Annotated in this window: 31 protein-coding genes; 18 read left to right on the plus strand and 13 right to left on the minus strand. The window is 68.6% G+C overall.

Annotated elements, in window-relative coordinates; all coding sequences use genetic code 11:
• The first annotated feature begins 1 nt into the window (after nt 1).
• The 7 genes from AVR91_RS26595 (at nt 2) to hisS (ending at nt 5913) form a co-directional block, all read left to right on the plus strand.
• Nucleotides 2-454, plus strand: coding sequence for a flavodoxin family protein (locus AVR91_RS26595; RefSeq protein ID WP_063272383.1), 453 nt, complete (start codon nt 2-4; stop codon nt 452-454).
• Nucleotides 455-793: 339 nt separating this feature from the next.
• Entirely contained in the window at nt 794-1186 is a 393-nt protein-coding gene (locus tag AVR91_RS26600; protein WP_038519350.1) for a helix-turn-helix domain-containing protein, read from the plus strand.
• Nucleotides 1183-1704, plus strand: a complete 522-nt coding sequence (locus AVR91_RS26605; RefSeq protein WP_016331300.1) for a hypothetical protein — start codon at nt 1183-1185, stop codon at nt 1702-1704. The genes AVR91_RS26600 and AVR91_RS26605 overlap by 4 nt, the downstream gene beginning before the upstream one ends.
• Nucleotides 1701-2834 carry an MAB_1171c family putative transporter gene (locus tag AVR91_RS26610; RefSeq protein WP_063272384.1) on the plus strand — a complete coding sequence of 378 codons (1134 nt, stop codon included), beginning with the start codon at nt 1701-1703 and terminating at the stop codon, nt 2832-2834. The genes AVR91_RS26605 and AVR91_RS26610 overlap by 4 nt, the downstream gene beginning before the upstream one ends.
• Nucleotides 2831-4024, plus strand: coding sequence for an amidohydrolase family protein (locus AVR91_RS26615; RefSeq protein WP_063272385.1), 1194 nt, complete (start codon nt 2831-2833; stop codon nt 4022-4024). The genes AVR91_RS26610 and AVR91_RS26615 overlap by 4 nt, the downstream gene beginning before the upstream one ends.
• Nucleotides 4025-4223: 199 nt before the next feature.
• Nucleotides 4224-4616 (plus strand): hypothetical protein, encoded by a 393-nt coding sequence (locus AVR91_RS26620; RefSeq protein ID WP_063272386.1) that lies wholly within the window; start codon nt 4224-4226, stop codon nt 4614-4616.
• Between the two features lie 10 nt (nt 4617-4626).
• Nucleotides 4627-5913 carry a histidine--tRNA ligase gene (hisS, locus tag AVR91_RS26625; protein ID WP_063272387.1) on the plus strand — a complete coding sequence of 429 codons (1287 nt, stop codon included), beginning with the start codon at nt 4627-4629 and terminating at the stop codon, nt 5911-5913.
• Between the two features lie 47 nt (nt 5914-5960).
• Here hisS and AVR91_RS26630 read toward each other — a convergent pair whose 3' ends face one another.
• The 3 genes from AVR91_RS26630 to AVR91_RS26640 are packed head-to-tail and all read right to left on the minus strand — an operon-like array spanning nt 5961 to nt 8371.
• Nucleotides 5961-6962 carry an aldo/keto reductase gene (locus AVR91_RS26630; protein ID WP_063272388.1) on the minus strand — a complete coding sequence of 334 codons (1002 nt, stop codon included), beginning with the start codon at nt 6960-6962 and terminating at the stop codon, nt 5961-5963.
• A gap of 27 nt (nt 6963-6989) precedes the next feature.
• Nucleotides 6990-7973, minus strand: coding sequence for an aldo/keto reductase (locus tag AVR91_RS26635; RefSeq protein WP_063272389.1), 984 nt, complete (start codon nt 7971-7973; stop codon nt 6990-6992).
• Nucleotides 7970-8371 carry a MerR family transcriptional regulator gene (locus tag AVR91_RS26640; RefSeq protein WP_016331293.1) on the minus strand — a complete coding sequence of 134 codons (402 nt, stop codon included), beginning with the start codon at nt 8369-8371 and terminating at the stop codon, nt 7970-7972. The genes AVR91_RS26635 and AVR91_RS26640 overlap by 4 nt, the downstream gene beginning before the upstream one ends.
• An 84-nt stretch (nt 8372-8455) precedes the next feature.
• Here AVR91_RS26640 and AVR91_RS26645 point away from each other — a divergent pair, with 84 nt between their 5' ends.
• Entirely contained in the window at nt 8456-9049 is a 594-nt protein-coding gene (locus tag AVR91_RS26645; RefSeq protein WP_063272390.1) for a TetR/AcrR family transcriptional regulator, read from the plus strand.
• A gap of 516 nt (nt 9050-9565) precedes the next feature.
• Here AVR91_RS26645 and upp read toward each other — a convergent pair.
• Together upp and AVR91_RS26660 are read right to left on the minus strand one after the other, a co-directional pair.
• Complete coding sequence (upp, locus tag AVR91_RS26655) at nt 9566-10189, minus strand: uracil phosphoribosyltransferase (RefSeq protein WP_016331289.1); 624 nt, start codon at nt 10187-10189, stop codon at nt 9566-9568.
• Nucleotides 10190-10207: 18 nt separating this feature from the next.
• A complete protein-coding gene (locus AVR91_RS26660; protein WP_063272391.1) occupies nt 10208-10651 on the minus strand; it encodes a protein-tyrosine phosphatase family protein in 444 nt (147 codons plus the stop codon).
• A 105-nt stretch (nt 10652-10756) separates the two neighbouring features.
• Between AVR91_RS26660 and AVR91_RS26665 the strand changes: the two genes are divergently transcribed.
• From AVR91_RS26665 to AVR91_RS26685, 5 genes are read left to right on the plus strand one after another with little or no spacing between them, the layout of a single operon-like run.
• Nucleotides 10757-11368, plus strand: a complete 612-nt coding sequence (locus AVR91_RS26665) for a DUF1707 SHOCT-like domain-containing protein (protein ID WP_043848558.1) — start codon at nt 10757-10759, stop codon at nt 11366-11368.
• Nucleotides 11369-11394: 26 nt separating this feature from the next.
• Entirely contained in the window at nt 11395-12558 is a 1164-nt protein-coding gene (locus tag AVR91_RS26670; RefSeq protein WP_063272392.1) for a serine hydrolase domain-containing protein, read from the plus strand.
• A gap of 19 nt (nt 12559-12577) precedes the next feature.
• Complete coding sequence (gene deoC, locus AVR91_RS26675; RefSeq protein WP_063272393.1) at nt 12578-13552, plus strand: deoxyribose-phosphate aldolase; 975 nt, start codon at nt 12578-12580, stop codon at nt 13550-13552.
• 3 nt (nt 13553-13555) lie between these two features.
• Nucleotides 13556-14989 carry an aldehyde dehydrogenase family protein gene (locus tag AVR91_RS26680; RefSeq protein WP_063272394.1) on the plus strand — a complete coding sequence of 478 codons (1434 nt, stop codon included), beginning with the start codon at nt 13556-13558 and terminating at the stop codon, nt 14987-14989.
• Nucleotides 14982-15848 carry an aldehyde dehydrogenase family protein gene (locus tag AVR91_RS26685; protein WP_063272395.1) on the plus strand — a complete coding sequence of 289 codons (867 nt, stop codon included), beginning with the start codon at nt 14982-14984 and terminating at the stop codon, nt 15846-15848. The genes AVR91_RS26680 and AVR91_RS26685 overlap by 8 nt, the downstream gene beginning before the upstream one ends.
• 116 nt (nt 15849-15964) lie before the next feature.
• Here AVR91_RS26685 and AVR91_RS26690 read toward each other — a convergent pair whose 3' ends face one another.
• A complete protein-coding gene (locus AVR91_RS26690) occupies nt 15965-16603 on the minus strand; it encodes a TetR/AcrR family transcriptional regulator (RefSeq protein WP_063271887.1) in 639 nt (212 codons plus the stop codon).
• A 216-nt stretch (nt 16604-16819) separates the two neighbouring features.
• Here AVR91_RS26690 and AVR91_RS26695 point away from each other — a divergent pair, with 216 nt between their 5' ends.
• Together AVR91_RS26695 and AVR91_RS26700 are read left to right on the plus strand one after the other, a co-directional pair.
• A complete protein-coding gene (locus AVR91_RS26695) occupies nt 16820-18034 on the plus strand; it encodes a cytochrome P450 (protein ID WP_063271888.1) in 1215 nt (404 codons plus the stop codon).
• An 8-nt stretch (nt 18035-18042) separates the two neighbouring features.
• Complete coding sequence (locus AVR91_RS26700; protein ID WP_063271889.1) at nt 18043-18237, plus strand: ferredoxin; 195 nt, start codon at nt 18043-18045, stop codon at nt 18235-18237.
• 286 nt (nt 18238-18523) lie between these two features.
• Here the strand turns inward: AVR91_RS26700 and AVR91_RS26705 are convergent, their stop codons facing one another.
• The 7 genes from AVR91_RS26705 to AVR91_RS26735 are packed head-to-tail and all read right to left on the minus strand — an operon-like array spanning nt 18524 to nt 22140.
• Nucleotides 18524-19096 carry a DNA-3-methyladenine glycosylase I gene (locus AVR91_RS26705; protein ID WP_063272141.1) on the minus strand — a complete coding sequence of 191 codons (573 nt, stop codon included), beginning with the start codon at nt 19094-19096 and terminating at the stop codon, nt 18524-18526.
• The gene (locus AVR91_RS26710; RefSeq protein ID WP_063272142.1) at nt 19089-19538 is read right to left on the minus strand and encodes an SRPBCC family protein; all 450 of its coding nucleotides are present in this window, start codon (nt 19536-19538) and stop codon (nt 19089-19091) included. The genes AVR91_RS26705 and AVR91_RS26710 overlap by 8 nt, the downstream gene beginning before the upstream one ends.
• Nucleotides 19535-19837, minus strand: a complete 303-nt coding sequence (locus AVR91_RS26715; RefSeq protein WP_063272143.1) for a DivIVA domain-containing protein — start codon at nt 19835-19837, stop codon at nt 19535-19537. Before AVR91_RS26715 ends, AVR91_RS26710 begins: the two co-directional genes overlap by 4 nt.
• The gene (locus AVR91_RS26720) at nt 19834-20508 is read right to left on the minus strand and encodes a permease prefix domain 1-containing protein (RefSeq protein WP_083737746.1); all 675 of its coding nucleotides are present in this window, start codon (nt 20506-20508) and stop codon (nt 19834-19836) included. Before AVR91_RS26720 ends, AVR91_RS26715 begins: the two co-directional genes overlap by 4 nt.
• On the minus strand, nt 20505-21155 hold the full coding sequence (locus AVR91_RS26725) for a permease prefix domain 1-containing protein (protein ID WP_063272144.1): 651 nt from the start codon (nt 21153-21155) through the stop codon (nt 20505-20507). The genes AVR91_RS26720 and AVR91_RS26725 overlap by 4 nt, the downstream gene beginning before the upstream one ends.
• Nucleotides 21152-21817: a permease prefix domain 1-containing protein gene (locus AVR91_RS26730; RefSeq protein WP_063272145.1), complete on the minus strand. Its 666-nt coding sequence runs from the start codon at nt 21815-21817 to the stop codon at nt 21152-21154. Before AVR91_RS26730 ends, AVR91_RS26725 begins: the two co-directional genes overlap by 4 nt.
• Complete coding sequence (locus tag AVR91_RS26735; RefSeq protein WP_016331437.1) at nt 21814-22140, minus strand: helix-turn-helix transcriptional regulator; 327 nt, start codon at nt 22138-22140, stop codon at nt 21814-21816. The genes AVR91_RS26730 and AVR91_RS26735 overlap by 4 nt, the downstream gene beginning before the upstream one ends.
• Before the next feature lie 140 nt (nt 22141-22280).
• Here AVR91_RS26735 and AVR91_RS26740 point away from each other — a divergent pair, with 140 nt between their 5' ends.
• The 3 genes from AVR91_RS26740 to cydD are packed head-to-tail and all read left to right on the plus strand — an operon-like array spanning nt 22281 to nt 26120.
• A complete protein-coding gene (locus AVR91_RS26740) occupies nt 22281-23459 on the plus strand; it encodes a cytochrome ubiquinol oxidase subunit I (protein WP_063272146.1) in 1179 nt (392 codons plus the stop codon).
• A 3-nt stretch (nt 23460-23462) separates the two neighbouring features.
• Nucleotides 23463-24455, plus strand: a complete 993-nt coding sequence (locus AVR91_RS26745) for a cytochrome d ubiquinol oxidase subunit II (protein ID WP_063272147.1) — start codon at nt 23463-23465, stop codon at nt 24453-24455.
• 9 nt (nt 24456-24464) lie between these two features.
• Nucleotides 24465-26120 (plus strand): thiol reductant ABC exporter subunit CydD, encoded by a 1656-nt coding sequence (gene cydD / locus AVR91_RS26750; RefSeq protein WP_228709354.1) that lies wholly within the window; start codon nt 24465-24467, stop codon nt 26118-26120.
• Nucleotides 26121-26182: the final 62 nt, after the last annotated feature.

The following is a 26182-nucleotide window of genomic DNA, read 5'->3' on the forward strand; positions in this document are numbered from 1 at the left end:
CGTGCCGAGGCTGCTGATCGTCCATCACACGCCGTCGCCCTCGACACAGGCGATGTTCGAAGCCGTGCTCTCCGGCGCGAACCATCCGGACATCGAGGGCGTCGACGTCGTGCGCCGCGCGGCGCTGGGCGCGGCCGTGCCCGACGTCCTGGAGGCCGACGGCTATCTGCTCGGCACCCCGGCGAATCTTGGCTACATGTCCGGCGCGCTGAAGCACTTCTTCGACACCGTCTATTACCCGTGCCTGGATTCCACCCGGGGGCGGCCGTTCGGGTTCTTCGTGCACGGCAACAACGACACGTCCGGCACCGTGCGCGGGATCGAGGCCATCACGACCGGCCTCGGCTGGGAAAGCGCGGCCTCACCGGTGCTCGTCACCGGAGAACCGGGCAAAGCGGATCTCGAGGCATGTTTCGAATTGGGCGGTACCCTGGCCGCCACGCTCATGCCCTGATCCCCCGCGGGGAGAAAGTAAAGGGGCCTGTCACCGGAAGCCCTGGGGGTCGACCTCCGGCAACAGGCCTAGGCCAAGGGTTCGCCGTGATGGCGATCAACCTTGGCTGCCTCAGCGTACTACATCCGGCACGATCTTGTGCACCCACCGGAAAAAACGGCTCTCACTCCGGTGTCCGTGCACCCCCAGGGCACGGATTCCGGAGTAAGAGACCGGACACGGCACGAAACCGCTTGACAACTGTAAACCACTGCATACATGGGCTGTCAACAGCTGCGGACAGGCTGTATCGCGTTACACTCCAACTACGGAACGGGACTACGGAACGGTTGGGGGGTCATGTCGCCGTATCAGACCTTCGCCCAGAAACTGACCGCGCTGATCGATTCGGTGCGCGCGGACGAAGGCGCCCCGCACAGCTATCGCGAGCTGTCCGCGGCCATCGACCGCGCCGGCGGGCCCACCATGTCGCCCGCGTATCTCCAGCAGCTCGCGACGGGCAAACGGGTCAACCCGAAGATCCACTACGTCGAAGCGCTGGCGAAACTGTTCGGGGTGCCGATCACCTATTTCTTCGACGAGCAGGAGCCCCAGCCGGTCGGAGAGGCGACGCTCATGGCCATGCGCGCACAGGAGCTGTCCCCGCAGGGCCGTCGCCAGGTGATGGACCTGCTGGAACTCGTCGAACGCTATGAACGGGCCGAGCGCGAGCAGCCGGAAGAGAACCGATGAAGGAACGGGAACTCCGCAAACGCTGCCGCAAGATGCTGAACAAGCTCGACATCGAGCCGCCACTCGACGTCGGCGTGCTCTGCGAGCGGCTCGGCGAACAGCGCGGCAGGCCGATCCGCCTGATGCCGTATCCGCTGGAGGTCCCCGGCCCGTTCGGCTGCTGGATCGCCACCGGTTCGGCGGACTACATCTTCTTCCAGCAGGAGACCACGAAGTCCCACCAGGACCACATCATCCTGCACGAACTCGGGCATATGCTCGCCGATCACCATCCCGGCGGCGACGCCGAACCCGCCGATTTCCTGCGCGGCCCCGCCCCAGGCCTCGACGGCGACGCGGTACACCGTGCTTTACGCCGCACCTCCTACGATGAGGCGCACGAATGGGAAGCCGAGACCGTGGCGACCATCATCCTCGAATGGGCGTCGGTCTTGAACTACACGATTCCCCGTCGCGCCGACGACGATGACGTCCGCCGCGTCCAAGGCGCGCTGGGCGACCATCAAGGGTGGCTGTGACTCCACTGTTCTCCCCCATCAACGTCGTGGCGATGGTGCTGTTCGCGACCGCGCTCGCCTGGCGGATCTACCAGACCTACCGGGCACCCCGCCTGCTGCCGAACTGGGCGATCACGATCACGATCGTCTGCGTCGCAGGCTCCTTCCTCGCCCAGCAGAAGGTCATCGTCGGCTGGCTCGACGGCCTGACCGGCAAGGGCACCGGCCGCCTGGTCAACAACGTCCTGCTCGCCATCGGCGTATGCGCGCTGCTGATCGTGTTCCTCGGCTCCGCGCTGGGTCCGCGCAGGCCGGGGCGGGTCCTTTTCGAGCTGATCCCGTTGTCCGGCGCGATCGCGCTGATGCTGGTCGCCATGGCCGTCACGCCGCCGGAGGTGCGAGGGCTGGCGCTGAGCCCGAAGCTCGTCCACATCCCCGGGGTGGCGCTGTTCTACCTGGGCGCGGGGATCTACCTGATCTACGGCCTCGCCGCCTGCGCCTGGTGGATCTTCCGGTACATCCGCACCGCGGACCGCCATCTGAAGATCGGCCTGAAACTCAGCGCCGCCGGGCTGATCTGCCTTTCCGTCGGCAGTGTCTTCCGCGCGCTCTACATCGTGATCGCGTGGGCGTTCGGACCGTCGGTCCCGATTCTGCTCACCGTCGCCGTCCCGCTGGTGCTCCTCGGGATCGTGCTCTTCCTCGCCGGGATCACCTACCCCGGTGCCCGCGCGCGGTTCGCCGCGCTGCGACGACGCCGCCAGCACCGGCGGCATCACGACGAGCTCACCCCGTTGTGGACCGCGCTGGCCGGGATCTACCCGAACATCGTGCTCCGGACCACGCCGCAGGGGGCGTGGGAGCGGTGGCGTCCGCGCACGGTCCATCGCCGGTACTACCGCCGGGTGATCGAGATCCGGGACGGGCTCGTGCAGCTGAGTCCCTATCTGGAAACCGATCTGACCGCACTCGCCGCGGACGATCCGCAGGCGGCGGCGGAGGCGTTGAAGACGGCGATCGCCCGGCAGACCGCGGGCGAGGAGACCGACGGGCGCGCGAAACTGGTGCTTCCCGGCGGCGCCTCCGACATCGAATCCGACGTGCGGCCGCTGCTCGCGCTTTCCGCCGCCGTTTCCAGGAGCAAGGTATGACGAAACAGCTTTTGCTGACGGCGAGCCGGATCCTGCCGCGTCCGAGCACCCCGGTCGAAGACGGCGCCGTGCTCGTCGAGGGCGAGCGCATCCTCGCGGCGGGACCACGCGCCGAGGTCGTGGCACAGGCGCCGCCGGACGCCGAAAGGCTCGACTTCCCCGGCGCGACATTGCTGCCCGGCCTGTTCAACGCCCATGTGCACCTGGCGTTCGACGCCACCCGCGAGATGCTGCCGAACTTCCTGGCGAGCGACGACGAAGCCTTGCGCGCGGGCGCCAAGGAGCGTTTGGGACAACTGCTGCGGAGCGGCGTCACGACGGTGCGGGATCTCGGCGATCGCGGTGCGTTGGGCGCGCGGGTCCGATCGGAACTCGAAGGCGCCGCCGCGCCGCGTCTGCTGACCGCGGGCTCACCCCTGACCGTCCTCAATGGACACTGTCATTTCTTCGGCGGCGAGGTCGACGGCGACGACGCGATCCGGGCCCTGATCGACGCGAACGCGGCGGCCGGCGCGGACGTGATCAAGGTGATGGCCAGCGGCGGCCAGATCACCGAGGGCGGCGCGGACATGTGGGAGTCCCAGTTCGACGTCCGCGCGCTGCGCCTGATCGTCGAGCACGCGGGACGCCACGGGCTCCCGGTCGCGGCGCACGCCCACGGCTCCGACGCGATCGAGGCGTCGGTCGAGGCGGGCGTGGCGACGATCGAGCACTGCACCTGGATGACCGGGCCCCAGCGGCAGGATCGGCGCGAGGGGGTCGCCAAACGAATGGCCGCCGAGGGCATCGCGGCCTGCTCCACCAGCAGCCGCAATTGGCGGATGCTGGCCGAGCGCATGGGCGAGGAGCTCGCGAAGACCGTCTACGGCAGGCTGTCCTGGCTGGAGGAGCTGGGTGTCCCGCTCCTGGCGGGCACGGACGCCGGATTGCCCGGCTCGGTGTTCGACGACCCCGTCGGCGCCCTGGAACTCTACGAATGGCTCGGTTTCGGCAGGCGCCGCATCCTCGAGATCGCGACCGAGGACTCCGCCGCCGGGCTCGGACTCGGCGACGTGACCGGACGGCTCGCGCCTGGGCTGAGTGCCGACGTCCTGGTGGTCGACGGCGATCCGCTCGCCGATCTTTCCGCCCTCCGGAACCTCCGCCTGGTGCTTTCGCGCGGGTTGGCCGTGAGTGGCGTTTCGGGTTAGAGCCAACCGCGTCGCGGCGTGATCGAAGGCGTAACTCGCGTGATCAGGCACGTAACTCGCGTGACTGGATGCCGCACTCGGTGTTCCGCCTCTAATCACGCGAGTTACGGCTTCAATCACGCGAGTTCCGTGCCCGCGTCACCGTGAGCGGGACGCCAAGTTTGGTGACAGCGTTTTAAAACAGTGTTATCGTTGGCTCATGGAAGGACCGATCAAACTCTTCACCGTCATCGCCCTCGTTTCGCTGCCGACGGTGATGTACGGCGGCTACGCGCTGATGGGTGTCCTGCGCGACAAGAAGCTGACCGAACACCAACGCGCGATGTTCCGTGCCGGCCACGCGCACGCCGGTGTCCTGCTGGTCCTCGCGCTGGTCGCGCTGCAGATCCTCGGGCAGACCGGGCTCCCGGACGCCGCTCGATGGATCGTGTGCTTCCTGCTGCTGTTCGGCGTGCTCGCCCAGTCCGGCGGCTTCTTCCTGCACCTGGCACCGGGCAAGGGCAGGCTCGGCGGGCGGATCACCAGCGCCGGGGCGGTCCTGCTCGGAGCGGCGATCCTGACCACCGCGTACGGCCTCGCCTTCGCTGGTTAAGCTTGTTGACGTGCCTGAATACCTGCCGACAGCCCCCGCCAAGGGGACCCGCGACTTCCTGCCCGCCGAGATGTCCGTCCGGACGCAGGTGTTCGGCCATCTCTACGACGTGCTCGAACTGCGGGGTTTCCTCCGCTACGACGGGCCGATCCTCGAACCCGCCGAGATCTACGAGCGGAAGTCCGGGCAGGAGATCGCCGATCAGCAGCTGTACACGCTGACCACCAAGGGCGGCGAGCGGCTGGCGCTGCGCCCGGAGATGACGCCGTCGGTCGCCAGGATGATCGCGGGCAACGCCAAATCGCTGCAGTTCCCGGTGCGCTGGTACAGCCACCCGAACTGCCACCGCTACGAGCGGCCGCAGCGTGGCCGGGTCCGCGAGCACTGGCAGATCAACGCGGACATCTTCGGTTCGGACAGCGCGAACTGCGAGATCGAGATCTTCGAGCTGATCCACGACATGATGAGCGCGCTCGGCGCGACCCCGGACATGTTCCAGGTGCGGGCCAACGACCGGAACCTGCTCTCGTCGGCGCTCACCGACATCGTCGGCGTGACCGCGGAGCAGCTTCCGCAGGTGTTCACCCTGGTGGACCGCTGGGAGAAGTCGGACCGCGCGAAGCTGAGCGACACCGCGACCGAGATCGGGCTGACCGACAAGCAGTTCGAGAAGCTGACCGAGATCCTGTCCTCGGGCGCGGCCCTGCTCGACGAGCTGCCGGAGCAGGTCAAGGAGAACTCGAACCTGGTCAAGGTGCTGAACAGCGGCGCCGCGGACCTCATCACGTTCGATCCGATGATCGTGCGCGGGCTCGCGTACTACACGTCGACGGTGTTCGAGGTCTTCGACACCTCTCCGGAAAACCGTCGCGCCCTCTTCGGCGGCGGCCGGTACAGCGACCTGGCGTCGTTGTTCACGTCGCAGCAGATCCCGGGGATCGGCTTCGGCATGGGTGACGTCACGCTGATCGACTTCCTCGACACGCACGGCCTCACGCCGAAGCCGCGCAGCGAGGTCGACGTCGTGGTGATCCCGGTGACCGAAGAGCTCACCGACGCCTCGCGCGAGGTCGCGGGACGGCTCCGGAAGGCCGGGCTGCGCACGTCCACGCCCGTCGAACTCCGCAAGCTGGGCAAGGAGCTCACCCGCGCGGACAAGGCCGGGGCGCGGGCCGTGGTGATCGTGGGTCAGGAGGACTGGGACGCCGGGAACGTGACCGTGCGCGGTCTCGCCACCCGCGAACAGCGGACCGTGGCCATCGACGACGTGGTCGAAGCGGTCAACTCCTCGCTCTGACAACGAAAAAGCCGGCGCCCTTTGATCGGGCGCCGGCTTTTTTCGTTTCAGCGGGACAGCATCCGCATGGACGCCTCGGGGTAGCGCTCCCCCGCGACCGCGTCGGCGGGGACCGCTTCCTCGATCGCGGCGATGTCCTCGGCGGTCAGCTTCAGGCCGACGGACGCGACGTTCTCTTCGAGATACTTGCGGCGCTTGGTGCCCGGGATCGGCACGACGTCGTCGCCCTGCGCCTGCACCCAGGCCAGCGCGAGCTGCCCTGCGGTGACGCCCTTCTGCTCGGCAAGGGCGCGAAGCGCATCGACGATGGCCAGGTTTCGCTCCAGATTCCCTTCGGCGAACCGCGGCTGGGTCATTTGCCGGAAGTCACCGTCGGCGAAGTCCTCTTTGGACTTGAAACGGCCGGTGAGGAAACCGCGGCCCAGCGGGGAATACGGCACCAGCCCGATGCCGAGCTCCCGGCAGACCGGGACGACCTCGTTCTCGATGTCGCGCGACCACAGCGACCATTCGGTCTGCACGGCCGTCACCGGGTGCACGGCGTGCGCCCGCCGGATCGTCTCCGGACCGGCCTCGGACAACCCGATGTGGCGGATCTTCCCCTGCTCGACCAGCGAAGACAGCGCACCGGCGGTCTCCTCGATCGGCACGTCCGGATCCACGCGGTGCTGGTAGTAGAGGTCGATGTGGTCGACGTTCAACCGGCGCAGCGACGCCTCGACCTGTTGCCGCACATAGAATTCGTCACCGCGGACACCGCGCTTCGAGGGGTCCGCCTCGTCGCGCACGATGCCGAACTTGGTCGCCAGGACGACCTGGTCGCGTTTGCCCGCGAGGGCGCGGCCGACCAGTTCCTCGTTGCGGCCGAAGCCGTACATGTCGGCGGTGTCGATCAGGGTGACGCCCAGTTCGATCGCGCGGTGGATCGTCGCGATGGATTCGGTGTCGTCACCTTGGCCGTAGAACTCGCTCATGCCCATGCAGCCGAGCCCTTGCGCGCCGACTTCCAGCGTGCCGAGCCTGCGAGTGGGCAGGGTGGAACCCGTCATGATTTCTTCTCGCAATTCTTCCGGGTTTTACTTGCCGGCCGCGCGGGCGAGCCGCTCCGGGTAACGCTCACCGGCGATCGCCTCGGCGGGCGCGGCCTTTTCGATGGCTTCGATGTCCACTTCGGACAGTTCCAGCTCCGCGGCGGCGGCGTTCTCTTCGAGGTACTTGCGCCGCTTCGTGCCCGGGATCGGCACGACGTCGTCACCCTGCGCCTGCACCCAGGCCAGCGCGAGCTGTCCCGCGGTGACCCCCTTCCGCCCGGCCAGCTCGCGCAGCGCCTCGACGATGGCCATGTTGCGCTCGAAGTTGCCCTCGGCGAACCGGGGCAGCCCGCGGCGCAGGTCGTCCGCCGGAAGGTCCTTCACCGACGTCACGCTGCCGGTGAGGAAGCCGCGGCCGAGCGGCGAGAAGGGCACGATGCCGACGCCCAGCTCGCGCGCGGTCGAGAGGATCTCGCCTTCGATGCCGCGAGTCCACAGCGACCATTCGCTCTGCAGCGCGGTCACGGGGTGGACGGCGTGCGCGCGGCGGATGGTCTCGGCACTGGCCTCGGAGATCCCGGCGAAGCGGATCTTGCCTTCCTGAACCAGCTCCGCGAGCGCGCCCCAGGTCTCTTCGACCGGCGTGTTCGGGTCGACGCGATGCTGGTAGTAGAGGTCGATGTGGTCGACGTTCAACCGGCGAAGGGACTCTTCGCAGCTCTGCTTGACGTACGCCGCGTCGCCGCGAGCGGACATCCCGCCGTCCTCGTCCCAGACGATGCCGAACTTGGTCGCCAGCACGACCTGGTCCCGCTTGCCCGTGATCGCGCGGCCGACGAGCTCCTCGTTCGCTCCCGCGCCGTAGATGTTCGCGGTGTCGAGCATGGTGACGCCCAGTTCGAGGGCGCGGTGGACGGTGGCGATCGACTCCGTGTCGTCGTCGCGGACACCGTAGGCCTGGCTCATCCCCATGCAGCCGAGTCCCTGCGACCCGACTTCCAGACCGCCGAGCCTCCTGGTGCTGATCACGCTGAAATTCCCTCCACGGTGGCTCCGGTGCCGAGCACCTTGCGCTCCACCTGGTCGTAGTGGTCGATCTTGTAGTCGAGGATGTCGAGGCAGGTCTGCAACTCGGCGATCCGATCGGCGACCGATTTCCGCTGGTCGACGAGGATCGCCTTGCGCCGCCCCGCGCTCGACGCGCCGTGGTGGCGCAGTGACGCGTACTCCCGCATCCGTTTGATGGGCATGCCGGTCAGGCGCAGCTTGGTCAGGAACCCCAGCCAACCGAGGTCGTCGTCGGTGTAGGCGCGCCTCCCCGCGGCGTCCCGCGCCGGCGGCTCGACGAGTTTGATGCGCTCGTAGTACCGGAGAGTGTCGATGGACAGTCCGCTACGTCGCGCGGCTTCCGCTATCGAGTAGCTCATGTGAACGACAGTACGACCTGGAGTGCGCTCCAGGTCAACTCCGAATCCGAGCGATTGATAACAGCGTTGCGTTACGCTGGGCGCATGCCCCGCCCCAGGACGCACGACGAGAACCTCCGGCTGAAACTGCTGGACCGCGCCGGTGAGCTCATCTCGGCCGACGGCCCCAAGGCGCTCAGCCTCCGCAAACTGGCCGCCGACGTCGGCACGTCCACCACCGCGGTCTACTCGCTCTTCGGCGGGAAGACGGATCTCGTCAGCGCCCTCTTCGCCGAGGGCTTCCGCCGTTTCGGACGGCGGATGGCGGGGGTCACGCTGAGCGGCGACCCCGTCGAGGACCTGGTGCGGCTCGGCGTCGCGTATCGGGAAAGCGCGCTGGCCGACCCGCACCTCTACGCGATCATGTTCACGAAGTCGGTACCGGGTTTCGAGCCCGCGGACGAAACGGCGGGCCAGGCGCGCGCCACGATGGCGCCGCTCGAGGAGACGATCCGCAAGGCCGTCGCCGACGGCGCCTTCCTCGACGTGCCGCCCGAGGTCATCGCCGTGAGCTGCTGGGGCATCGTGCACGGGCTGGTGTCACTGGAGCTGAACGGGAACCTGCCCGACGAGTTCACCGTGAGCGCGGCTTACGAGGCCGCGCTGCGGGCGAACGCCTCGGGCTGGCTGCGTCGCTGACCTGCGTTTAGCGGGCTAAACGCGATCTGTGCAGACCTGCGGCCTGCCGCGGATGCTGTGAAGGCCCCCTTGCCTACCTTCAGGGTAGGGAAGGAGGCCTTCACGACCTCGGCGGTCGGGACCGGATCGCGTTTAGCGGGCTAAACGCAGGTCAGTAGAGCGGCAGCGTGCCCTGGTGCAGGATCGCCCCCGCCGCGTCCAGGACGGTGACCCCCCCCACCTTCGCGTTCGCGTAGTCCCGGCTGCCCCCGTCCAGAACCCACGCCGCGAAAGTCCCGGCACCGGCAGTCGCGTCGATCGTCGTTCGAACAGCTCGGTGAAGGCTCCGTGGTCACCGCCCGCGGCCGTCCGCCAAAGCTCCGTGTCGCTCCTGCCGGGAGGAGATCCGCACGAGTCCACCGGCACCCCCACCGTTCCGGTCACTGTCCTGGTCACATCGGTCAGTGACCGGCAACGGCGGAGTTGTTGCGAACCGGGCCGGATCGCGTTTAGCGGGCTAAACGCGATCCGGGGCGGTCAGACGGCCCCGTACTGCCGGTCCCCCGCGTCGCCGAGCCCCGGCACGATGAACCCGGAATCGTTCAGCCGCTCGTCGATGCTCGCGGTCACCACCCGCAGCGGCAGCCCGGTCTTCTTCAGATGCTCGATGCCTTCGGGTGCCGCCAGCGCGCAGATCGCCGTGACGTCGGTGGCGCCGCGGTCGGTGAGCAGCCGGATCGTGTACTCCATCGACCCGCCGGTCGCCAGCATCGGGTCGAGCACCATCACCGGCCGGTCGGCGAGCGATTCGGGCAGCGATTCGAGGTACGGCGTCGGCTGGAGGGTCTCCTCGTCGCGGGCGAGGCCGACGAAACCCATCTGGGCGTCGGGGATCAGCTTGTGCGCCTGATCCGCCATCCCGAGCCCGGCGCGCAGCACCGGCACGAGCAGCGGCGGGCTCGCCAGCGCGTAGCCGTCGGTGCGTGCCACCGGCGTGTGGATCCGCTCGATCCGCACCGGCATGTCGCGCGTGGCTTCGTAGACCAGCATGACGGTCAGTTCGTGCAGCGCCGCACGGAAGGCGGCGCTGTCGGTGCGCGCGTCGCGCATGGTGGAGAGCCTGGCCTTGGCCAGCGGGTGATCAACGACGTGCACATCCATGCCGGTCAATTTAGCCCGTCACGCCTGCCGCGCGAACCAGCCGACCCAGCGGCGCTGCCAGGGCGTCTCCACCGAGCGCTTGTCGTGGTTGGCACGCGCCCAGGCCACGGCCTCCTCGGCGCTCAGCCCGGAAAGCGTGGCGAGACAGGACAGCACCGTGCCGGTCCGCCCGACCCCGCCGTAACAAGCGACCTCGACGGCTTCGCCCGCCGCCGCCCGGTCGTGCAGGCCGACGATGCGCCGCCGCGCGTCCGCCCAGTCCGTCGGCAGCAGGAAGTCGGGCCAGCGGATCCACGCCCGTTCCCACTCCATTTTGTGATCGTGTTTCCGGCGCAGCTTCGCACCGCCCAGATACAGCCCGAAATCCGGCGAAGGCCCCTCTGGCCAGGGACGGCCCAGGCCTCGTCCGCGCACCTTGATCCCGTCCGGCAGCTCGACGGCGCCGGGTAGTGAGTTCCCCATCACGGGAGGATGCCACTGTCGACCATAAGATGGACGCTCGGCCCTGTCCTCGGCGCTAGGCTCCTCCAGGTGAGTGAAGAACCGGCCCTGCCGGGCCCCGAACAGATGCGCATCTCCGACGCCGACCGCGAGCAGGTCGCGCAGGTGCTGCACGCGGCGATGTCCGAAGGGCGCATCACCATCAACGAGCTGGAAGAACGGCTCACCATCGTCTACGCGGCGAAGACCGTCGGCGACCTCAAACCGGTCACCGCGGATCTGCCCCAGCACTCGCGGTCGGCGATCGAGCCGGCGACCTCGCGTGCCCTCGGCCTGCCCGACGACCGCATCGGCGGGCATCCGGGCTCCGGTGCCTCGATCGCCGTCATGTCCGGCGCGTCGCGCAAGGGCAGCTGGGTCGTCCCGCCGCAGCACAACAGTTTCGCGTTCTGGGGCGGCGCCGAGCTCGATCTGCGGCACGCGCGATTCGCCGAGAAGCACTCGACGATCACCGCGGTCGCGATCATGGGCGGGATCGACATCATCGTGCCCGACGACATCAACGTGGACGTCACCGGAATCGGCTTCATGGGCGCCTTCGAGCTGGAGGACCGCGCCGGGACGCCCCCGGCGCCGCCGACGGCGCCCACCGTGAAGGTCACCGGCCTGGCATTCTGGGGTGGGGTCGTCGTGAAGCGGAAGCCACGCAAGAAGGACGTGCCTGGAATCGAAGGCTGAACACAATCTGGGGGGAGATTCATCCGATGCGCCGAACCATCGTCGCGATCGCTTGTGCCGCAATGCTTTCCGTCACCGCCTTCCCGGCGGTGGCCGCCGAGAAGACCGATCCGCGCCAGGCCGCGATGGACGCGGCGGTCGCCGCGGGCATTCCCGGCATGGTCGCCGTCTCCGACGATTTCCGCGGTGTCAGCGGCGTCGCGAGCATCGAGCGTCCCGGCAAGCCCGACGTGTCGGGCCGCTGGCGGATCGCGAGTGTGTCCAAGGTGTTCGTCGCGACGCTGGTCCTGCAGCTCGTGGCCGAAAAACGCGTGGGGCTGGACGAGCCCGTGCAGCGCTATCTGCCCGGATTGCTGCCGTACCCGGAGCCGATCACCGTCCGCCAGCTGCTGCAGCACACCAGCGGGCTCCCGCGCGACCTGCTTCCCGAGGACACCTGGTCGTCGCCCGCGGAGGTCGACACCGAACGCTTCGAGCATTTCGACAGCGACGAAATGATCCGCCTGAGCGTCACGAAGCAGCCGTTGCAGTTCAAGCCGGGGACGGGCTGGGCGTACTCGAACACCGGCTACAACGTCCTCGGCCTGCTGGTCGAGAAGACCACCAGGAAGCCGCTGGAACGCGTGCTCGCCGAGCGGATCACCGGGCCGCTGCACCTGCGCGACACCTCGCTCCCCCGCGACTTCCCGTTCCTGATCCGCCCGGCCGCCCGCGGCTACGAGCAGCTGTACGAAGCGCCGCGCGGTCTCACCGACCTCACCACCTACAACTACACGCGCTATTTCGGCGCGGGCGGCATGGTGTCTTCGGGCAAGGACCTCAACCGCTTCTTCGAGGCGCTGTTCGGCGGGCGCCTGTTGCCCGCGGACCTGCTGAAGCAGATGAAGACGACGGTCCCGATGGGCGGCGGCTCGGAGTACGGCCTCGGCCTGATGAAGGTGAACCTCAAGACCGCCGGCGTCTGCGCGGAGGACCACGTCGTCTGGGGTCACGGCGGCGACCTGCCGGGCTTCAACACCCTCAGCTTCCACGACGACGCGGGCAAGGACATCTCGACGCTGGCCACCGTCGACCTCACCGCGTCGCCGGAGGCCGAGCTCAAACGCCAGCTGCCCATGGTCAGCGAGTTCTGCACCCCGGTCGTGCCCTCGACCAGGGCGGTCGCCCAGGCCCCGGTGCCCAGCCTGTAGGCCGCTTACACTCACCCGTATGACAGCTACGACCAGCTCGTCAGCGGCGACGGCCACCCCGTCGCCGCTGGCGGACGCGACTCGCGACGAGGCGAGCCTGCGCCGGTTCCTGCACGGGCTGCCTGGTGTCGACCAGGTCGGCGTCGAGCAGCGGGCGGCGGGACTCGGCACGCGAAGCATCAAGAAGGCCGCCAAGCTCTGGGCGATCGACACCGCCATCTCCATGGTCGACCTGACGACCCTCGAAGGCGCCGACACCCAGGGCAAGGTCCGCGCGCTCGCGGCCAAGGCCAAGCGGCCGGACCCGGAGCGCCCGGACACCCCGCAGGTCGCGGCCGTGTGCGTGTACCCGGACATGGTCGAGACGGCTGTCGAGGCGCTTCGCGGCACCGGCATCCACGTCGCGAGTGTGGCCACCGGCTTCCCGGCGGGCCGCACGAGCCGCGAGATCAAGCTGGCCGACACCAAGATCGCCGTGGACGCCGGCGCCGCCGAGATCGACATGGTGATCGATCGCGGCGCGTTCCTGGAAGGCCGCTACCTGGAGGTCTTCGAGGAGATCCAGGCCATCAAGGCCGCCTGTGGCAGCGCTCACCTCAAGGTCATCCTCGAAACCGGCGAGCTCGCCACCTACGACAACGTCCGCCGCGCGTCCTGGCTCGCGCTGCTCGCGGGCGGCGACTTCATCAAGACCTCCACCGGCAAGGTCTCGCCCGCCGCGACGCTGCCGGTCACCCACGTGATGCTGCAGGCCGTCCGCGACTGGTTCGTCCAGACCGGTGAACTGCGCGGCGTCAAACCGGCCGGTGGCATCCGGACGACCAAGGACGCGATCAAGTACCTGGTCGCGGTGCACGAGGTCGCCGGCGAGCAGTGGCTGACCCCGGACCTCTTCCGGTTCGGGGCGTCCAGCCTGCTCAACGACCTCCTGCTGCAGCGCCGCACCCAGGCCGACGGCCACTACAGCGGTCCCGACTACGTGACGGTGGACTGATCCATGGGCATCTTCGAGTACGCGCCCGCGCCCGAATCGCGCGACCTCGCGAACCTCAAGTCGCATTACCGGCCGTTCGTGAACGGCGAATTCGTCGACGGCTCGGGTGAGCCGCTCAAGACGATCAACCCGGCCACCGAAGAGGTGCTCGCCGAGGTCGGCACCGCGTCGGTGTCCGATGTGGACATCGCGGTGAAGGCCGCGCGCAAGGCGTACGACAACGTCTGGTCCAAGATGCCGGGCTCCGAGCGCGCCAAGTACCTCTTCCGCATCGCGCGCCTGATCCAGGAACGGTCGCGGGAGCTGGCCGTGCTGGAAAGTCTCGACAACGGCAAGCCGATCAAGGAATCGCGTGATTCCGACGTGCCGACGGCCGCCGCGCACTTCTTCTACCACGCGGGCTGGGCCGACAAGCTCGAGTACGCGGGCTACGGCCCGAACCCGAAGCCGCTCGGCGTCGCGGGCCAGGTCATCCCGTGGAACTTCCCGCTGCTGATGCTGGCGTGGAAGATCGCGCCCGCGCTGGCCACCGGCAACACCGTGGTGCTCAAGCCCGCGGAGACCACGCCGCTGACCGCGCTCGTGTTCGCGGAGATCTGCCAGCAGGCCGAACTCCCGCCCGGCGTGGTGAACATCCTGCCCGGCGCCGGGGACATCGGCGCCGCGCTGGTGGGCCACGGCGACGTGAACAAGGTCGCCTTCACCGGATCGACAGAGGTCGGCAAGGCCATCCAGCGCCAGATCGCGGGCACCGCGAAGAAGCTGACGCTGGAGCTGGGCGGCAAGGCCGCGAACGTCGTCTTCGATGACGCTCCGCTGGACCAGGCCGTCGAGGGGATCGTCAACGGGATCTTCTTCAACCAGGGCCACGTCTGCTGCGCGGGCTCGCGCCTGCTGGTGCAGGAGTCCATCGCCGGCGAGCTGCTCGAAAAGCTGCGCTACCGCGTCTCGACGCTGCGGCTGGGCGACCCGCTGGACAAGAACACCGACATCGGCGCGATCAACTCCGCCGAGCAGCTCGCGAAGATCAAGGGCCTCGTGGAGTCCGGCGACGCCGAGGGCGCGCAGCGCTGGACCAGCCCGTGCCCGGTGCCGGAACGCGGTTTCTTCTTCGCTCCCACGGTGTTCTCCGACGTCCAGCAGTCGATGCGCATCGCCCGCGAGGAGATCTTCGGCCCGGTGCTTTCGGTGCTGACCTTCCGCACGCCGGACGAGGCCGTCACCAAGGCGAACAACACGCCGTACGGGCTCTCCGCCGGAATCTGGACCGAGAAGGGCTCGCGCATCCTGTGGATGGCGAACCAGCTCCGCGCCGGTGTCGTCTGGGCCAACACGTTCAACCGCTTCGATCCCGCCGCGCCGTTCGGCGGCTACCAGGAGTCGGGTTTCGGCCGCGAAGGCGGACGCACCGGACTGGAGGCCTATCTCGATGTCTGACCGTATTTCGGTGGCGAAGACCTACAAGCTCTACATCGGCGGCAAGTTCCCGCGTTCGGAATCGGGCCGGGTGTACCCGGTCACCGACACCAAGGGCAAGTTCCTGGCGAACGCCTCGCACGCGTCCCGCAAGGACGTCCGTGACGCGGTTTCCGCCGCACGCAAGGCTTTCGGCGGCTGGTCGGCGGCGACCGCGTACAACCGCGGCCAGGTGCTGTACCGGGTGGCGGAGATGCTGGAAGGCCGCCGCGAGCAGTTCGTCGCGGAGGTCTCCGCGTCGGAAGGCGTCGCGACGAAGAAAGCTCAGTCCATTGTGGACGCATCGATCGACCGCTGGGTCTGGTACGCGGGCTGGACGGACAAGATCGCGACCGTGCTCGGCGCGGCCAACCCCGTCGCGGGCCCGTACTTCTCCTTCACGGTCCCGGAGCCGACCGGTGTCGTGGGCGTGCTCGCGCCGCAGCAGTCGTCGTTGCTGGGCCTGGTGAGCGTGCTGGCGCCGGTGCTGGCGACCGGCTCGACCGCGGTCGTCGTCTCCAGCGCGGACCGGCCGCTGCCCGCGATCACGCTTTCGGAGGTCCTGGCGACGTCGGACCTGCCCGGCGGGGTCGCGAACATCCTGACCGGCCGCGCGTCGGAGCTCGGCCCGTGGCTCGCGTCGCACGGCGACGTCAACGCCCTCGACCCGACCGGCGCGGAGCCGTCCGCGCGGGCGGATCTGGCGCGTGAGGCGGCGGGCACCGTGAAGCGGGTCCTGACCGTCCCGGACGCCGAGCCGGACTGGACCGCCGACGCCGACATCGCGCGGCTGCGGCGGTACCTGGAGGCGAAGACCGTCTGGCACCCGCTGGGTGTCTGAACCGGCCCGGTTTCCGCAGTTGGACAGGTGACCGAGCGGTCAAATGTCAGGAAAGGGTCGTTCAGGACGTTTTATGTCCTGAACGACCCTTTCCTGACATTCGGGCCTTCACGGACTCACGGGTCGAGATCGGCCCCGGTCAGCGCCCGGCCTGGCAGCGGCCCGTTCGAGCCCTCGGCCCGCAGGCCGTCGATCATGATCCCGATGCACCGCCGCGTCGCCGACCGCGCGACCTCTTCACCCTTGCCGGGCATCTGCCGCAGCAGCGTCGCGAACAGGATCGCGACGTCACCGGTGGCGACGTCCGTCCGGAGCCTGCCCTCCGCCTGCGCGCCCTGGACGAAAGAGTCCATCACCAGGAGCAACTCGTCACGCAGGGCCTTGATCGCGGGGTCGCTCTTCAGGATGGCCAGTGCCCGCGGTGACACCATCGCGAGCTGAATGCTCAGCTGCAACTCCATCGACTGGTGCAGGAGCCGGATCAGGGCGTCCCAGTCCGAAGACTCCTGGTCCTTCGCGGCCTTCGCGTCCCTGAGAACCCTGTCGAAGTTGTCGACGGCGACCGCCCGGATCAACGCGTCCCGGTCCGGGAAGCGCCGGTACAGGGTGCCGACTCCGACGCCCGCCGCGCGCGCGATCTCCTCCATCGGGACCTCGGCGCCCTGCGCGGCGAAGATGACTCTCGCGGCGGCCAGGATCTGATCCCGGTTCCGGCGCGCGTCGGCGCGCAAGCGGGTCTCGGGGTCGGCTGTCATGGTCCTCGCCTCTCGAAGGTCCTTCAGGGCCGTGATTCTCGCACGTAAGGGCCTGCCCTTCACGCCTCCCGGGAAACCACCCCTTCGCGAGTGGACGACCTCCCTCCGCTTGAGTACCTTGGTGACATAAGCGGAATGAATCCATCCGCATACGTTTTTGGGGCCCCCTGTCCGATTCCGCCCGAACCCACCCGACACCTGGGGAAGGACAACCCGATGACCGACGTCGAGGAAACCACCGCGACCTTGCCACTGGCCCGCAAATGCCCGTTTTCACCACCGCCAGAATACGAGCGGCTCCGCCGGGAAAGTCCGGTTTCCCGGGTCGGTCTCCCCTCCGGTCAAACCGCTTGGGCGCTCACCCGGCTCGAAGACATCCGCGAAATGCTGAGCAGTCCGCATTTCAGCTCCGACCGGCAGAGTCCGTCGTTCCCGCTGATGGTGGCGCGGCAGATCCGGCGCGAGGACAAGCCGTTCCGCCCGTCCCTCATCGCGATGGACCCACCGGAACACGGCAAGGCCAGGCGTGACGTCGTCGGGGAATTCACCGTCAAGCGCATGAAAGCGCTCCAGCCGCGTATTCAGCAGATCGTCGACGAGCATATCGACGCCCTGCTCGCCGGCCCCAAACCCGCCGATCTCGTCCAGGCGCTTTCCCTGCCGGTTCCGTCCTTGGTGATCTGCGAACTGCTCGGTGTCCCCTATTCGGATCACGAGTTCTTCCAGTCCTGCAGTTCCCGGATGCTCAGCCGGGAAGTCACCGCCGAAGAACGGATGACCGCGTTCGAGTCGCTCGAGAACTATCTCGACGAACTCGTCACGAAGAAGGAGGCGAACGCCACCGAGGACGACCTCCTCGGCCGCCAGATCCTGAAGCAGCGCGAATCGGGCGAAGCCGACCACGGCGAACTGGTCGGACTGGCGTTCCTCCTGCTCATCGCCGGCCACGAGACCACGGCGAACATGATCTCGCTCGGCACGGTGACCCTGCTGGAAAACCCCGATCAGCTGGCGAAGATCAAGGCGGATCCGGGCAAGACCCTCGCCGCGATCGAGGAACTCCTGCGGATCTTCACCATCGCGGAGACGGCGACCTCACGCTTCGCCACGGCGGACGTCGAGATCGGCGGAACGCTCATCCGCGCGGGTGAAGGCGTCGTCGGCCTGAGCAACGCGGGCAACCACGATCCGGACGGCTTCGAGAACCCGGACACCTTCGACATCGAACGCGGCGCGCGGCATCACGTCGCCTTCGGATTCGGTGTGCACCAATGCCTCGGCCAGAACTTGGCGAGGTTGGAACTCCAGATCGTGTTCGATACGTTGTTCCGGCGAGTGCCGGGCATCCGGATCGCCGTACCGGTCGACGAACTGCCGTTCAAGCACGATTCGACGATCTACGGCCTCCACGCCCTGCCGGTCACCTGGTAGGAGGAGCCATGAAGATCATCGCGGACACCGGGAAATGCGTGGGGGCGGGCCAGTGCGTGCTCACCGATCCCGATCTGTTCGACCAGAGCGAGGACGACGGGACGGTCCTCCTGCTGAACGCCGAGCCTGAAGGTGAAGAGGCGGAGGAGAACGCGCGCACCGCCGTGCACATCTGCCCGGGGCAGGCACTTTCGCTCGCGTAGGCGTGGGGCTCGTGAGTGGCGTTTCGGGTTCTAACCCGAAACGCCACTCACGACCACCCGGCTTGGGTCCCTGAAGTACATGAAGGCCCCCTTCACGCGCCGCCGTGGTGATTGCTGTGGTTGCTGGTGCAGGTGAGCTGCAGGTGGCGATCTCTGAAGGTAGTGAAGGCCTCCTTCACTACCGTCAGGGTAGGCAAGGAGGCCTTCACGGACCCGACCCGCGATCAGCCACAGCCAAAGTCCAGCAGGTCCTCAAGGAACCCTTCGCCCTAACCCGAAACGCCACTCACGAGTCGGCCCGGAAGCAGTCCTTCACGTGGTCGTCGACCATCCCCGTCGCCTGCATCAGCGCGTAACAGGTCGTCGGCCCGAGGAACACGAAGCCGCGCTTCTTGAGTTCCTTCGCCATCGCCTTCGACTCGTCGGTGATCGCCGGGACGTCCGCCATCCGCCGCGGCCGGGCGTGCGAAGCGGGCGCGAACGACCACAGCAGGTCGTCCAGCGAAACGTCCAGTTCCGAGATCGCCCGCGCGTTGTTGATCGCCGCGAGGATCTTCGCCCGGTTCCGCACGATCGACGCGTCCGCCATGAGCCGGGCGACGTCGTCGTCGGTGAACACGGCGACCTTCTCCGGCACGAATCCGGCGAACGCCTTCCGGAACGACTCCCGTTTCCGCAGGATCGTGATCCACGAAAGCCCGGACTGGAACGACTCCAGGCACAGGCGCTCGTACAGCTCTTCGTCGCCGTGGAGCGGGACGCCCCACTCCGTGTCGTGGTACTCGGCGTAGTCCGGCGCCGAATTGCCCCACGAACACCGCTTGATCCCGTCCGCCCCCAGCAGACCCGCCTCAGCCAACCCTGTACCCCTCCGCGTACTTCACGAATCTCTGCAGGCTCAACCGCAGTCCCAGTTCGAAGCCCGGTTTCGCGACCGGCCAGCCGAGCCGTCCGACGACGCCGAACGGCGGCCGCAGATGCTCCGCCCAGACGAACGTCGAGGCATGCGGCCCCTTCTCGATCACCTGGAAAACCCCGGTGCCCTGCACGATCTTGCCGAGGTGCCGCACGACGCAGCGCAGCGGCGGCTCCCAGCTGGTGATCTCCATGGTGTCGGTGAAGCCGATCCCGGCGACACCGGTGAACGCCGACAGCTTCGATCCCACGCTGCGCCCGTTGCCCTCGACGACCTTGACCTCGGTGCCGAGCATCCATTCGCCCTGGCGTTCCCAGTCGGTCAGGGCGAGCCAAGCCGTCCCGGCCGGTACCGCGACGTCGACGGAGACGACGACATCGGTCACCTGGCGCCCTCGCGCTCGGCCTCCAGTTCGGTCACCTTGGCCCGCAGGTCCTCGATCTCGACGCCGAGCCGCCGCATCACCCAGTCCACTTCGGACATCTTGTAGCCGCGCAGCACCGTCTGGAAGCGGACGGCATGGACGTCCTCGGCGGTGATGTCCTCGGCGGGCAGCCTGGTCGGCGAGCCGCCGGGCGGCAGCGGGGCCAGCTCCTCACCCCGGCCGAACACCACGGCGGCCAGCAAAAACACCACGGCGGCCACCAGCAGCATGACTACGAGATAGATCAGGGCGGTCGTCACGCCACGATCGTGGCACACGAACGCCACGATCGTCGCGCCAGCAACGCGAGTCGCACGCTGAGGACCACCCAGAGCACCATGAGCATCCCGCACGGCACCGACAGGAACAGTCTCGACGCGTCGATGAATCCGGTGGCGATCACCAGCAGCGCCACCGAAAGCAGGTTCAGCCCGACGGCCTCGCCGATCAGCACACCGGCGGTCCTGACCAGCCGGGTGCCGTCCATCCGCCGGGAAAGCCAGCGCATGGAGACCAGCGCGAGCACGCCCAGCATCGGCACGATGAACACCGAGCCGTGGGTGAACTGGGCGACGTACTTGTACCAACCCGGGGTCGGCGTCGCGAGCTGCGACCAGTCGCCGAAGGTCCACTTGCGGGCGAACTCCCAGGCGAGCTGCATCATCGGCACGCCGAGGATCAGCTTCCACAGGGTGCGGGTGCCGCTGTGCATCCCCAGTTCGGCTTGATAGTCCCTCGCGATCAGATGCACCGGCCCGAAGTCGTCGACGGCGCGCCGTTGCGCTTCGTGCTCGCTCCAGCCGCCGTCGCGATACGCGTCCGCGGCGTCGTTGAGCCCGTCCCGTGCCTCGCGCAGCAGATCCCGCTTCGCCGACGCCGGCCCGTCCAACCGGGCACGCAATTCGCCCAGGTAAGCCTCGATCACCGTCATGCCGTGGCTCTCCGACTCCGCGCGGCGACCGCGAGCCGCATGCTGAACAGGATCCAGGCTCCGGACATGACCGCGCACGGCACGCTGACGAGCATACGGGCGGGCTCCAGCAGCCCGGTCGCGCCGCCGTACGTCATGACCGCGAGCAGGTTCAGTCCCACCGCGCCCGCCAGCGACCACGAGACCGTGCGGGCGACGGGCGGACCGGCGGCCCGCCGGGAAAGGAGCCGGGCCGCGATCAGCCCGGCGACCGCGACGGCCGGCGACAGCGCGGCCAGCGTGTCGGCCGTGCCGATCGCGCGGTGATACCAGGACGGCGCGTCGCCGAACCGCGACCAGTCGCCGAAGCCCCGCGTGAGATCCCAGCCGAGGATCAGCAACGGGACACCCAGGATCAGCTCCCACAGCACGCGGATGTCGCGCCGGAGCCCCAGTTCCGCCTGGTAGTCACGGGCGATCAGATCCGCCGGGCCGAAATCGGCGACGGCACGGCGTTCGGCCTCCGCTTCGTCGGCTCCGCCCGCGCGGTAGGCGTCGGCCGCGTCGGTCAGACCATCCCTGGCCTCGGTGAGCAGATCGGCCTTCGCCGACGCCGGACCGCGCAAGCGCGCGTCCAGCTCGCCGATGTAGGCCTCGATCGCGTTCATGCGGCGAGGGCGTGCCGGGGCCGGAAAGCCGGTGAGAGCAGCCAGAAACTGAAGGCGACCCAGCCGAGCGCCACCAGGTTGCACACGAGACTCACGTTCATCCTCGACGGATCGAGGACCGTGGTGCTCACGGTGAGCAGCAGCAGCGCCAGCAGGTTCGTGCCCGCCGCGGCACCCACCGTCCACCGCGTCACCTTCCCCAGGCTCACGCTGTCGAGCCTGCGGCCCAGCCGCCGCGCCCCGAAAAGCGACACCGCTCCGATCACCGCCGGAACGAGGACCAGGACGCCGAAGACTTCGATGACGGCCGTGTACCACTCCGGGTTCGGCTTTCCGCTGCGGCTCCAGTCGCCATAGGTCCAGATCCGCGCCAGCTCCCAGGTCACCTGGATCAGCGGCACACCGACGATGACCTTCCACAGGGTGCCGATGTCGCCGCGCAAGGCCAGCTCGGCCTGATAGTCACGCGCGATCACCGCGACCGGGCCGAAATCGGCGACGGCACGGCGTTCGGCCTCCGCCTCGTCGACACCACCCTCGCGATACGCCTCGGCCGCGTCGACCAGACCGTCCCTGGCCTCGGTGAGCAGATCGGCCTTCGCCCCCGCCGACCCGCGCAATCTGGTGTCCAGATCACCGATGTAGGCCTCGATCGTGCTCATGCCGTGCTCCCCCCGAGGACACCGCCGATCACGGTGGTGAACTCCTGCCACTCCGCCCGTTCCGCCGCCAAGGCCTTCTGCCCGGAGCGGGTGAGCTTGTACGTACGACGTTTGCGGCCGGACACGACGTCCCATTCGCTGGCGAGGTAGCCGGCGCGCTCCAACCGGCGAAGCGCCGGGTAGACGGTGCCCGTCGGCAGGTCGAGCGCACCGTCGCTGCGGAGCTGGAGCGCCTCGATGATGGCGTATCCGTGCAGCTTCCGGCCGTCGAGGACGGCGAGGAGCAGCGCGTCGAGGTGCCCGCGCAGGCTGTCGGCCTTCATGAATAGACAGTCTACACATCGCCGCATACCAGGGTAGCCGGGACTTTCCCGGACCGGCCTCAGGGAATGTCCCCGAGATCACCCCGATTTCATAGATTTAGTGGCTACATGTAGCCAGGCTACGTATACAGTGCTTCGACATGGACGCACTCCCGATCGCGAGACTCCAGTTCGCGACGACGACCTCGTTCCACTTCCTGTTCGTGCTGCTCACACTGGGGCTCGTGACACTCGTCGCGGTGATGCAGACACGCTCCGCGTTCGGCGGAAAGCCGGAGCTCACGCGGATGACTCGCTTCTGGGGCAAGCTTTACGTGATCAATTACGCGCTGGGAATCGTCACCGGAATCGTGATGGAATTCCAGTTCGGACTCACCTGGACCGGTCTGTCCGCGGTCGCGGGCGACGTCTTCGGCGCCCCGCTGGCCATCGAGACACTGGTGGCGTTCTTCGCCGAATCGACCTTCCTGGGGCTCTGGATCTTCGGCTGGGGGCGGCTGAACAAATGGGTCCATCTGACGCTGATCTGGCTGGTCACGCTGACCGCGTACGCCTCGGCGCTGTTCATCATGGTGGCCAACTCGTTCCTGCAGAACCCGGTCGGCACGCACGCCGAGAACGGTGTGCTGAAACTCGACGACTTCGGCGCGCTGTTCACCAACCCGGCACTGACGAGCTCGCTGCCGCACGTGCTGAGCGCCGCGCTCATGACCGGCGGCTTCTTCGTGGTCGGCGTCAGCGCGTACCACTTCATCAAGCGCACCAAGGAGATCGAGTTCTTCCAGCGGTCGATGCGCATCGGCGTGCTCACCTCGCTCATCGGCAGCACGATGGTGATCGGCTTCGGCTTCGCCCAATTCGGCCCGCTCGGGGAGTACCACCCCGGCAAGCTGGAAGGAGCGGATCCCGTCGTCGGCGCCTCCCTGGGCTTCATGATCCAGATCGGCTTCATCGCCTTCCTCGCGTCGATCCTCGGCACGCTGCTGCTGTTCCGGAACTGGATCACCAAGGTGCGGCCGCTGCTGTACGTGATGGTGCTGGCGATTCCGCTGCCGTTCGTCGCGGCGATCCTCGGCTGGCTGGTGCGGGAGATCGGCCGCCAGCCATGGCTGATCCGCGGGCAACTGACCACCGCGGACGCCGTCGCGTCGATCCCGGCGGGGCAGATCCTGTTCTCCTTCATCGCTTTCACGCTGTTGTTCCTGGTGCTCGCGATCGCCGACTGGGTGCTGATGTCGCGGGTCGCGAAACGCGGCCCTGACGCGAGCGAAGAGGCGTCCGCGCCCCGTGCCGAACTTCCCGTCCTGAGCGGAGTCTGACCGATGGTGATCCTCTGGTGGTGTGTGCTCGGTTTCCTGACCGCCGGCTATTTCGCGCTGGCGGGCTACGACTACGGCGTCGGGATGCTGCTCGGCAGGCTCAGCCGTGACGAGGCCGGGCGGCGGCGCGTGCTCGGCGCCTTCGGCCCGTTCTTCCTGGCCAACGAGGTGTGGCTGGTGGCCGCGGTCGGTGTCCTGTTCGGCGCTTTCCCGCATCTGGAAGGGAAAGTGTTCGCCGGGGCGTACCTCCCGGTGGTGACCCTGCTGCTCGGGCTCGTCACCTTCACCGCGGCGGTGCAGTTGCGCAGCAGGCGGCCGGACGCGGGCCGCGGCGCCTGGACGCTGGCGATCACCGTCGGCGCCTGGGTGACGGCGGTGTCCTGGGGTGTGTTCCTCGGCAACCTCGTGCTCGGGCTCCCGCTCGACGCGGCCGGGAAACCGAGCGGCGACGTCCTCGCGGTGTTCAGCCCGTACGCGCTGCTCTGGGGTGCCGGGTTCGTCGCACTGTTCGCCTTGCAGGGCGCGGCTTTCCTCGCCGTCCGGGCACCCGCGGAGTTCACCGCCCGCGCGAACCGGATCGCCAAGGCCCTGCTCGCGCCGGCCCTCGCGTTCCTGGTCGTGGCGGTCGTCTGGGGCGCCGTCGAGACCACCGCGTCGTGGTCGGTGGTGCCCGCGATCGTGCTGGCGTTCGGCGCGCTGGGCGTCGCGGCCGCGGCTCTGCGGGCGGGACGGCACAAGGCGGCGCTGGTCGCCACGATGACGTTGTCCGCGTCGCCGGTGCTGGCGGTCGGAACCCTGCGCCTGCCGGACGCCCTGGTGTCCTCTGTGGACGGAGGGTTCTCGTTGAGCCTGGCCGAAGCTGCCACCAGCACCGAGATGCTCGGCCTGCTCACCTTCGTCCTGCCTCCGGCACTGGTGGCGATCGCCGCCGTGCAGTGGGTGACCTGGCGCAGGCACGACACCCGCGTCGACCAGCGTTCGCTGCTGCACTTCTAGGAGCCCGAGATGCCTCCCCTTCCCGGATTGCGACGCCACTTCGGCGTACTGGGCGTGCTCGGAACACTGACCGCCGCGGCGATCCTCGTCCAGGCCGACGGTCTCGCGACGCTGCTCACCGGCGGCGGCGTGACCTGGACACTCGTGGCCGCCATCGCGGTACGGGCGCTGCTCGCGGGTGTCCAGGGGTCCGTCGGCGGCCGCTTCGCGGCTAAGGTCAAGGCCGGGCTGCGCAAACGGCTTCTCGGCGCGGAGGCGGAGAACCCCGGCGCGGTCGCGACCCTGGTGACCAAGGGGATCGACGCGGGCGACGCCTACCTGACCGGGTATCTGCCGACGGTGGTGCTCTCGGCGATCGTGCCGGTCGCGGTGCTCGTCCGGCTGTTCGCCGCCGATCTGTCGTCGGCGCTGATCATCACCGCGACGCTGCCGCTGATCCCGGTGTTCGCGATCCTGGTCGGGCAGCACACGAAGGCGAAGACCGCGAAGCAGTGGTCGCTGCTTTCCAAGCTGGGCGGGCATTTCCTCGACGTCGTGCGCGGGCTCGGCACGCTCAAGGTGTTCGGCCGTGCGGAGGCGCAGGCGAAGACCGTGCGGGCGATGGCGGACGCGCACACCGACGCGACCATGCGCACGCTGCGGGTCGCGTTCCTGTCCGCGCTGGTACTGGAACTGGTGGCGACGCTCTCGGTGGCGCTCGTGGCGGTGCCGATCGGTTTCCGGCTGATGGAAGGCGGCATGGTCGTGCACACCGCGGTGCTCGTGCTGCTCCTCGCCCCCGAGGCGTACCTGCCGCTGCGGGCCGCGGGGGCGAAGTTCCACGCCAGCGCGGAGGGGCTCGCCACGCTCCGGGAAGCATTGGCCGTCCGTTCGGGAGACGTCGCCGGGGGTGCCAGGGTGGCCCGCCACGGTGCGCCGCGGATCGTGCTGGAGAAGGTGAGCGTCGCGTACGGCGAAGAAATCGTACTGTCCGAAGTGGACATGGCGATCGAAGCGGGCGAGCACGTCGCGCTCGTCGGGCCCAGCGGTTCCGGGAAGAGCACGCTTCTGGCGGTCTTGCTGGGGTTCGTGACGCCGACGACCGGCCGGGTCCTCGTCGACGGCGTCGACCTGCGCGAATTGGATCCGGCCGCGTGGCGTGCCGGGACGGCGTGGGTGCCGCAGCGGCCGACGTTGTTCACCGGGACCGTCGAGGAGAACATCGCCATGGGCCAGGTGCCGGACGTCCAGGCCGCGGCACGCGCGGCGGCGTTCGACGAGGTCGTGCGCGGCCTGCCCGACGGTTACCGGACCCGGATCGGCGAACTGGGCGCGCCGCTTTCGGCCGGTCAGCGGCAACGGCTCGGCCTCGCCAGGGCACTGGCGCGCACGGAGGCGGGCCTGGCACTGCTCGACGAGCCGACCGCCCGGCTCGACGCGGGGACCGAAGCCGCCGTGCTCGGCGCGACCCGCGAACTGCTCACCGGCCGGACCGCGGTGCTCGTCGCCCACCGGCCCGCGATGGCCGCGCTGGCCACCCGCGTCCTCGAAGTCCGCGATGGCGCCGTACTGGCAGGAGGCGGAGCTGAAGATGCACCTCGGGCGGTGACCGAACGCGTGAACCCGCCACGGCCGAAGGCCCCGCTATCGCGGTGGCAGGACGCCACCTCCGCATCGGCGAGGTGAATGACCGACCAGCGTCCTGCCGACGTCGATCGCGGACGCGGGTTCACCGACGAACACTGAGA

It is taken from the genome of Amycolatopsis keratiniphila subsp. keratiniphila (assembly GCF_001620365.2).
Classification (GTDB): domain Bacteria; phylum Actinomycetota; class Actinomycetes; order Mycobacteriales; family Pseudonocardiaceae; genus Amycolatopsis; species Amycolatopsis keratiniphila.

Coding starts and splice junctions, on each gene's coding strand:
- AVR91_RS26600 (WP_038519350.1), top strand. CDS start 794: ATGTCGCCGTATCAGACCTTCGCCCAGAAACTGACCGCGCTGATCGAT.
- AVR91_RS26605 (WP_016331300.1), top strand. CDS start 1,183: ATGAAGGAACGGGAACTCCGCAAACGCTGCCGCAAGATGCTGAACAAG.
- AVR91_RS26615 (WP_063272385.1), top strand. CDS start 2,831: ATGACGAAACAGCTTTTGCTGACGGCGAGCCGGATCCTGCCGCGTCCG.
- AVR91_RS26620 (WP_063272386.1), top strand. CDS start 4,224: ATGGAAGGACCGATCAAACTCTTCACCGTCATCGCCCTCGTTTCGCTG.
- AVR91_RS26630 (WP_063272388.1), bottom strand. CDS start 6,962: ATGACGGGTTCCACCCTGCCCACTCGCAGGCTCGGCACGCTGGAAGTC.
- AVR91_RS26640 (WP_016331293.1), bottom strand. CDS start 8,371: ATGAGCTACTCGATAGCGGAAGCCGCGCGACGTAGCGGACTGTCCATC.
- AVR91_RS26645 (WP_063272390.1), top strand. CDS start 8,456: ATGCCCCGCCCCAGGACGCACGACGAGAACCTCCGGCTGAAACTGCTG.
- upp (WP_016331289.1), bottom strand. CDS start 10,189: ATGGATGTGCACGTCGTTGATCACCCGCTGGCCAAGGCCAGGCTCTCC.
- AVR91_RS26660 (WP_063272391.1), bottom strand. CDS start 10,651: ATGGGGAACTCACTACCCGGCGCCGTCGAGCTGCCGGACGGGATCAAG.
- AVR91_RS26665 (WP_043848558.1), top strand. CDS start 10,757: ATGCGCATCTCCGACGCCGACCGCGAGCAGGTCGCGCAGGTGCTGCAC.
- AVR91_RS26670 (WP_063272392.1), top strand. CDS start 11,395: ATGCGCCGAACCATCGTCGCGATCGCTTGTGCCGCAATGCTTTCCGTC.
- deoC (WP_063272393.1), top strand. CDS start 12,578: ATGACAGCTACGACCAGCTCGTCAGCGGCGACGGCCACCCCGTCGCCG.
- AVR91_RS26680 (WP_063272394.1), top strand. CDS start 13,556: ATGGGCATCTTCGAGTACGCGCCCGCGCCCGAATCGCGCGACCTCGCG.
- AVR91_RS26685 (WP_063272395.1), top strand. CDS start 14,982: ATGTCTGACCGTATTTCGGTGGCGAAGACCTACAAGCTCTACATCGGC.
- AVR91_RS26690 (WP_063271887.1), bottom strand. CDS start 16,603: ATGACAGCCGACCCCGAGACCCGCTTGCGCGCCGACGCGCGCCGGAAC.
- AVR91_RS26695 (WP_063271888.1), top strand. CDS start 16,820: ATGACCGACGTCGAGGAAACCACCGCGACCTTGCCACTGGCCCGCAAA.
- AVR91_RS26700 (WP_063271889.1), top strand. CDS start 18,043: ATGAAGATCATCGCGGACACCGGGAAATGCGTGGGGGCGGGCCAGTGC.
- AVR91_RS26720 (WP_083737746.1), bottom strand. CDS start 20,508: ATGACGGTGATCGAGGCTTACCTGGGCGAATTGCGTGCCCGGTTGGAC.
- AVR91_RS26725 (WP_063272144.1), bottom strand. CDS start 21,155: ATGAACGCGATCGAGGCCTACATCGGCGAGCTGGACGCGCGCTTGCGC.
- AVR91_RS26730 (WP_063272145.1), bottom strand. CDS start 21,817: ATGAGCACGATCGAGGCCTACATCGGTGATCTGGACACCAGATTGCGC.
- AVR91_RS26735 (WP_016331437.1), bottom strand. CDS start 22,140: ATGAAGGCCGACAGCCTGCGCGGGCACCTCGACGCGCTGCTCCTCGCC.
- AVR91_RS26740 (WP_063272146.1), top strand. CDS start 22,281: ATGGACGCACTCCCGATCGCGAGACTCCAGTTCGCGACGACGACCTCG.
- AVR91_RS26745 (WP_063272147.1), top strand. CDS start 23,463: ATGGTGATCCTCTGGTGGTGTGTGCTCGGTTTCCTGACCGCCGGCTAT.
- cydD (WP_228709354.1), top strand. CDS start 24,465: ATGCCTCCCCTTCCCGGATTGCGACGCCACTTCGGCGTACTGGGCGTG.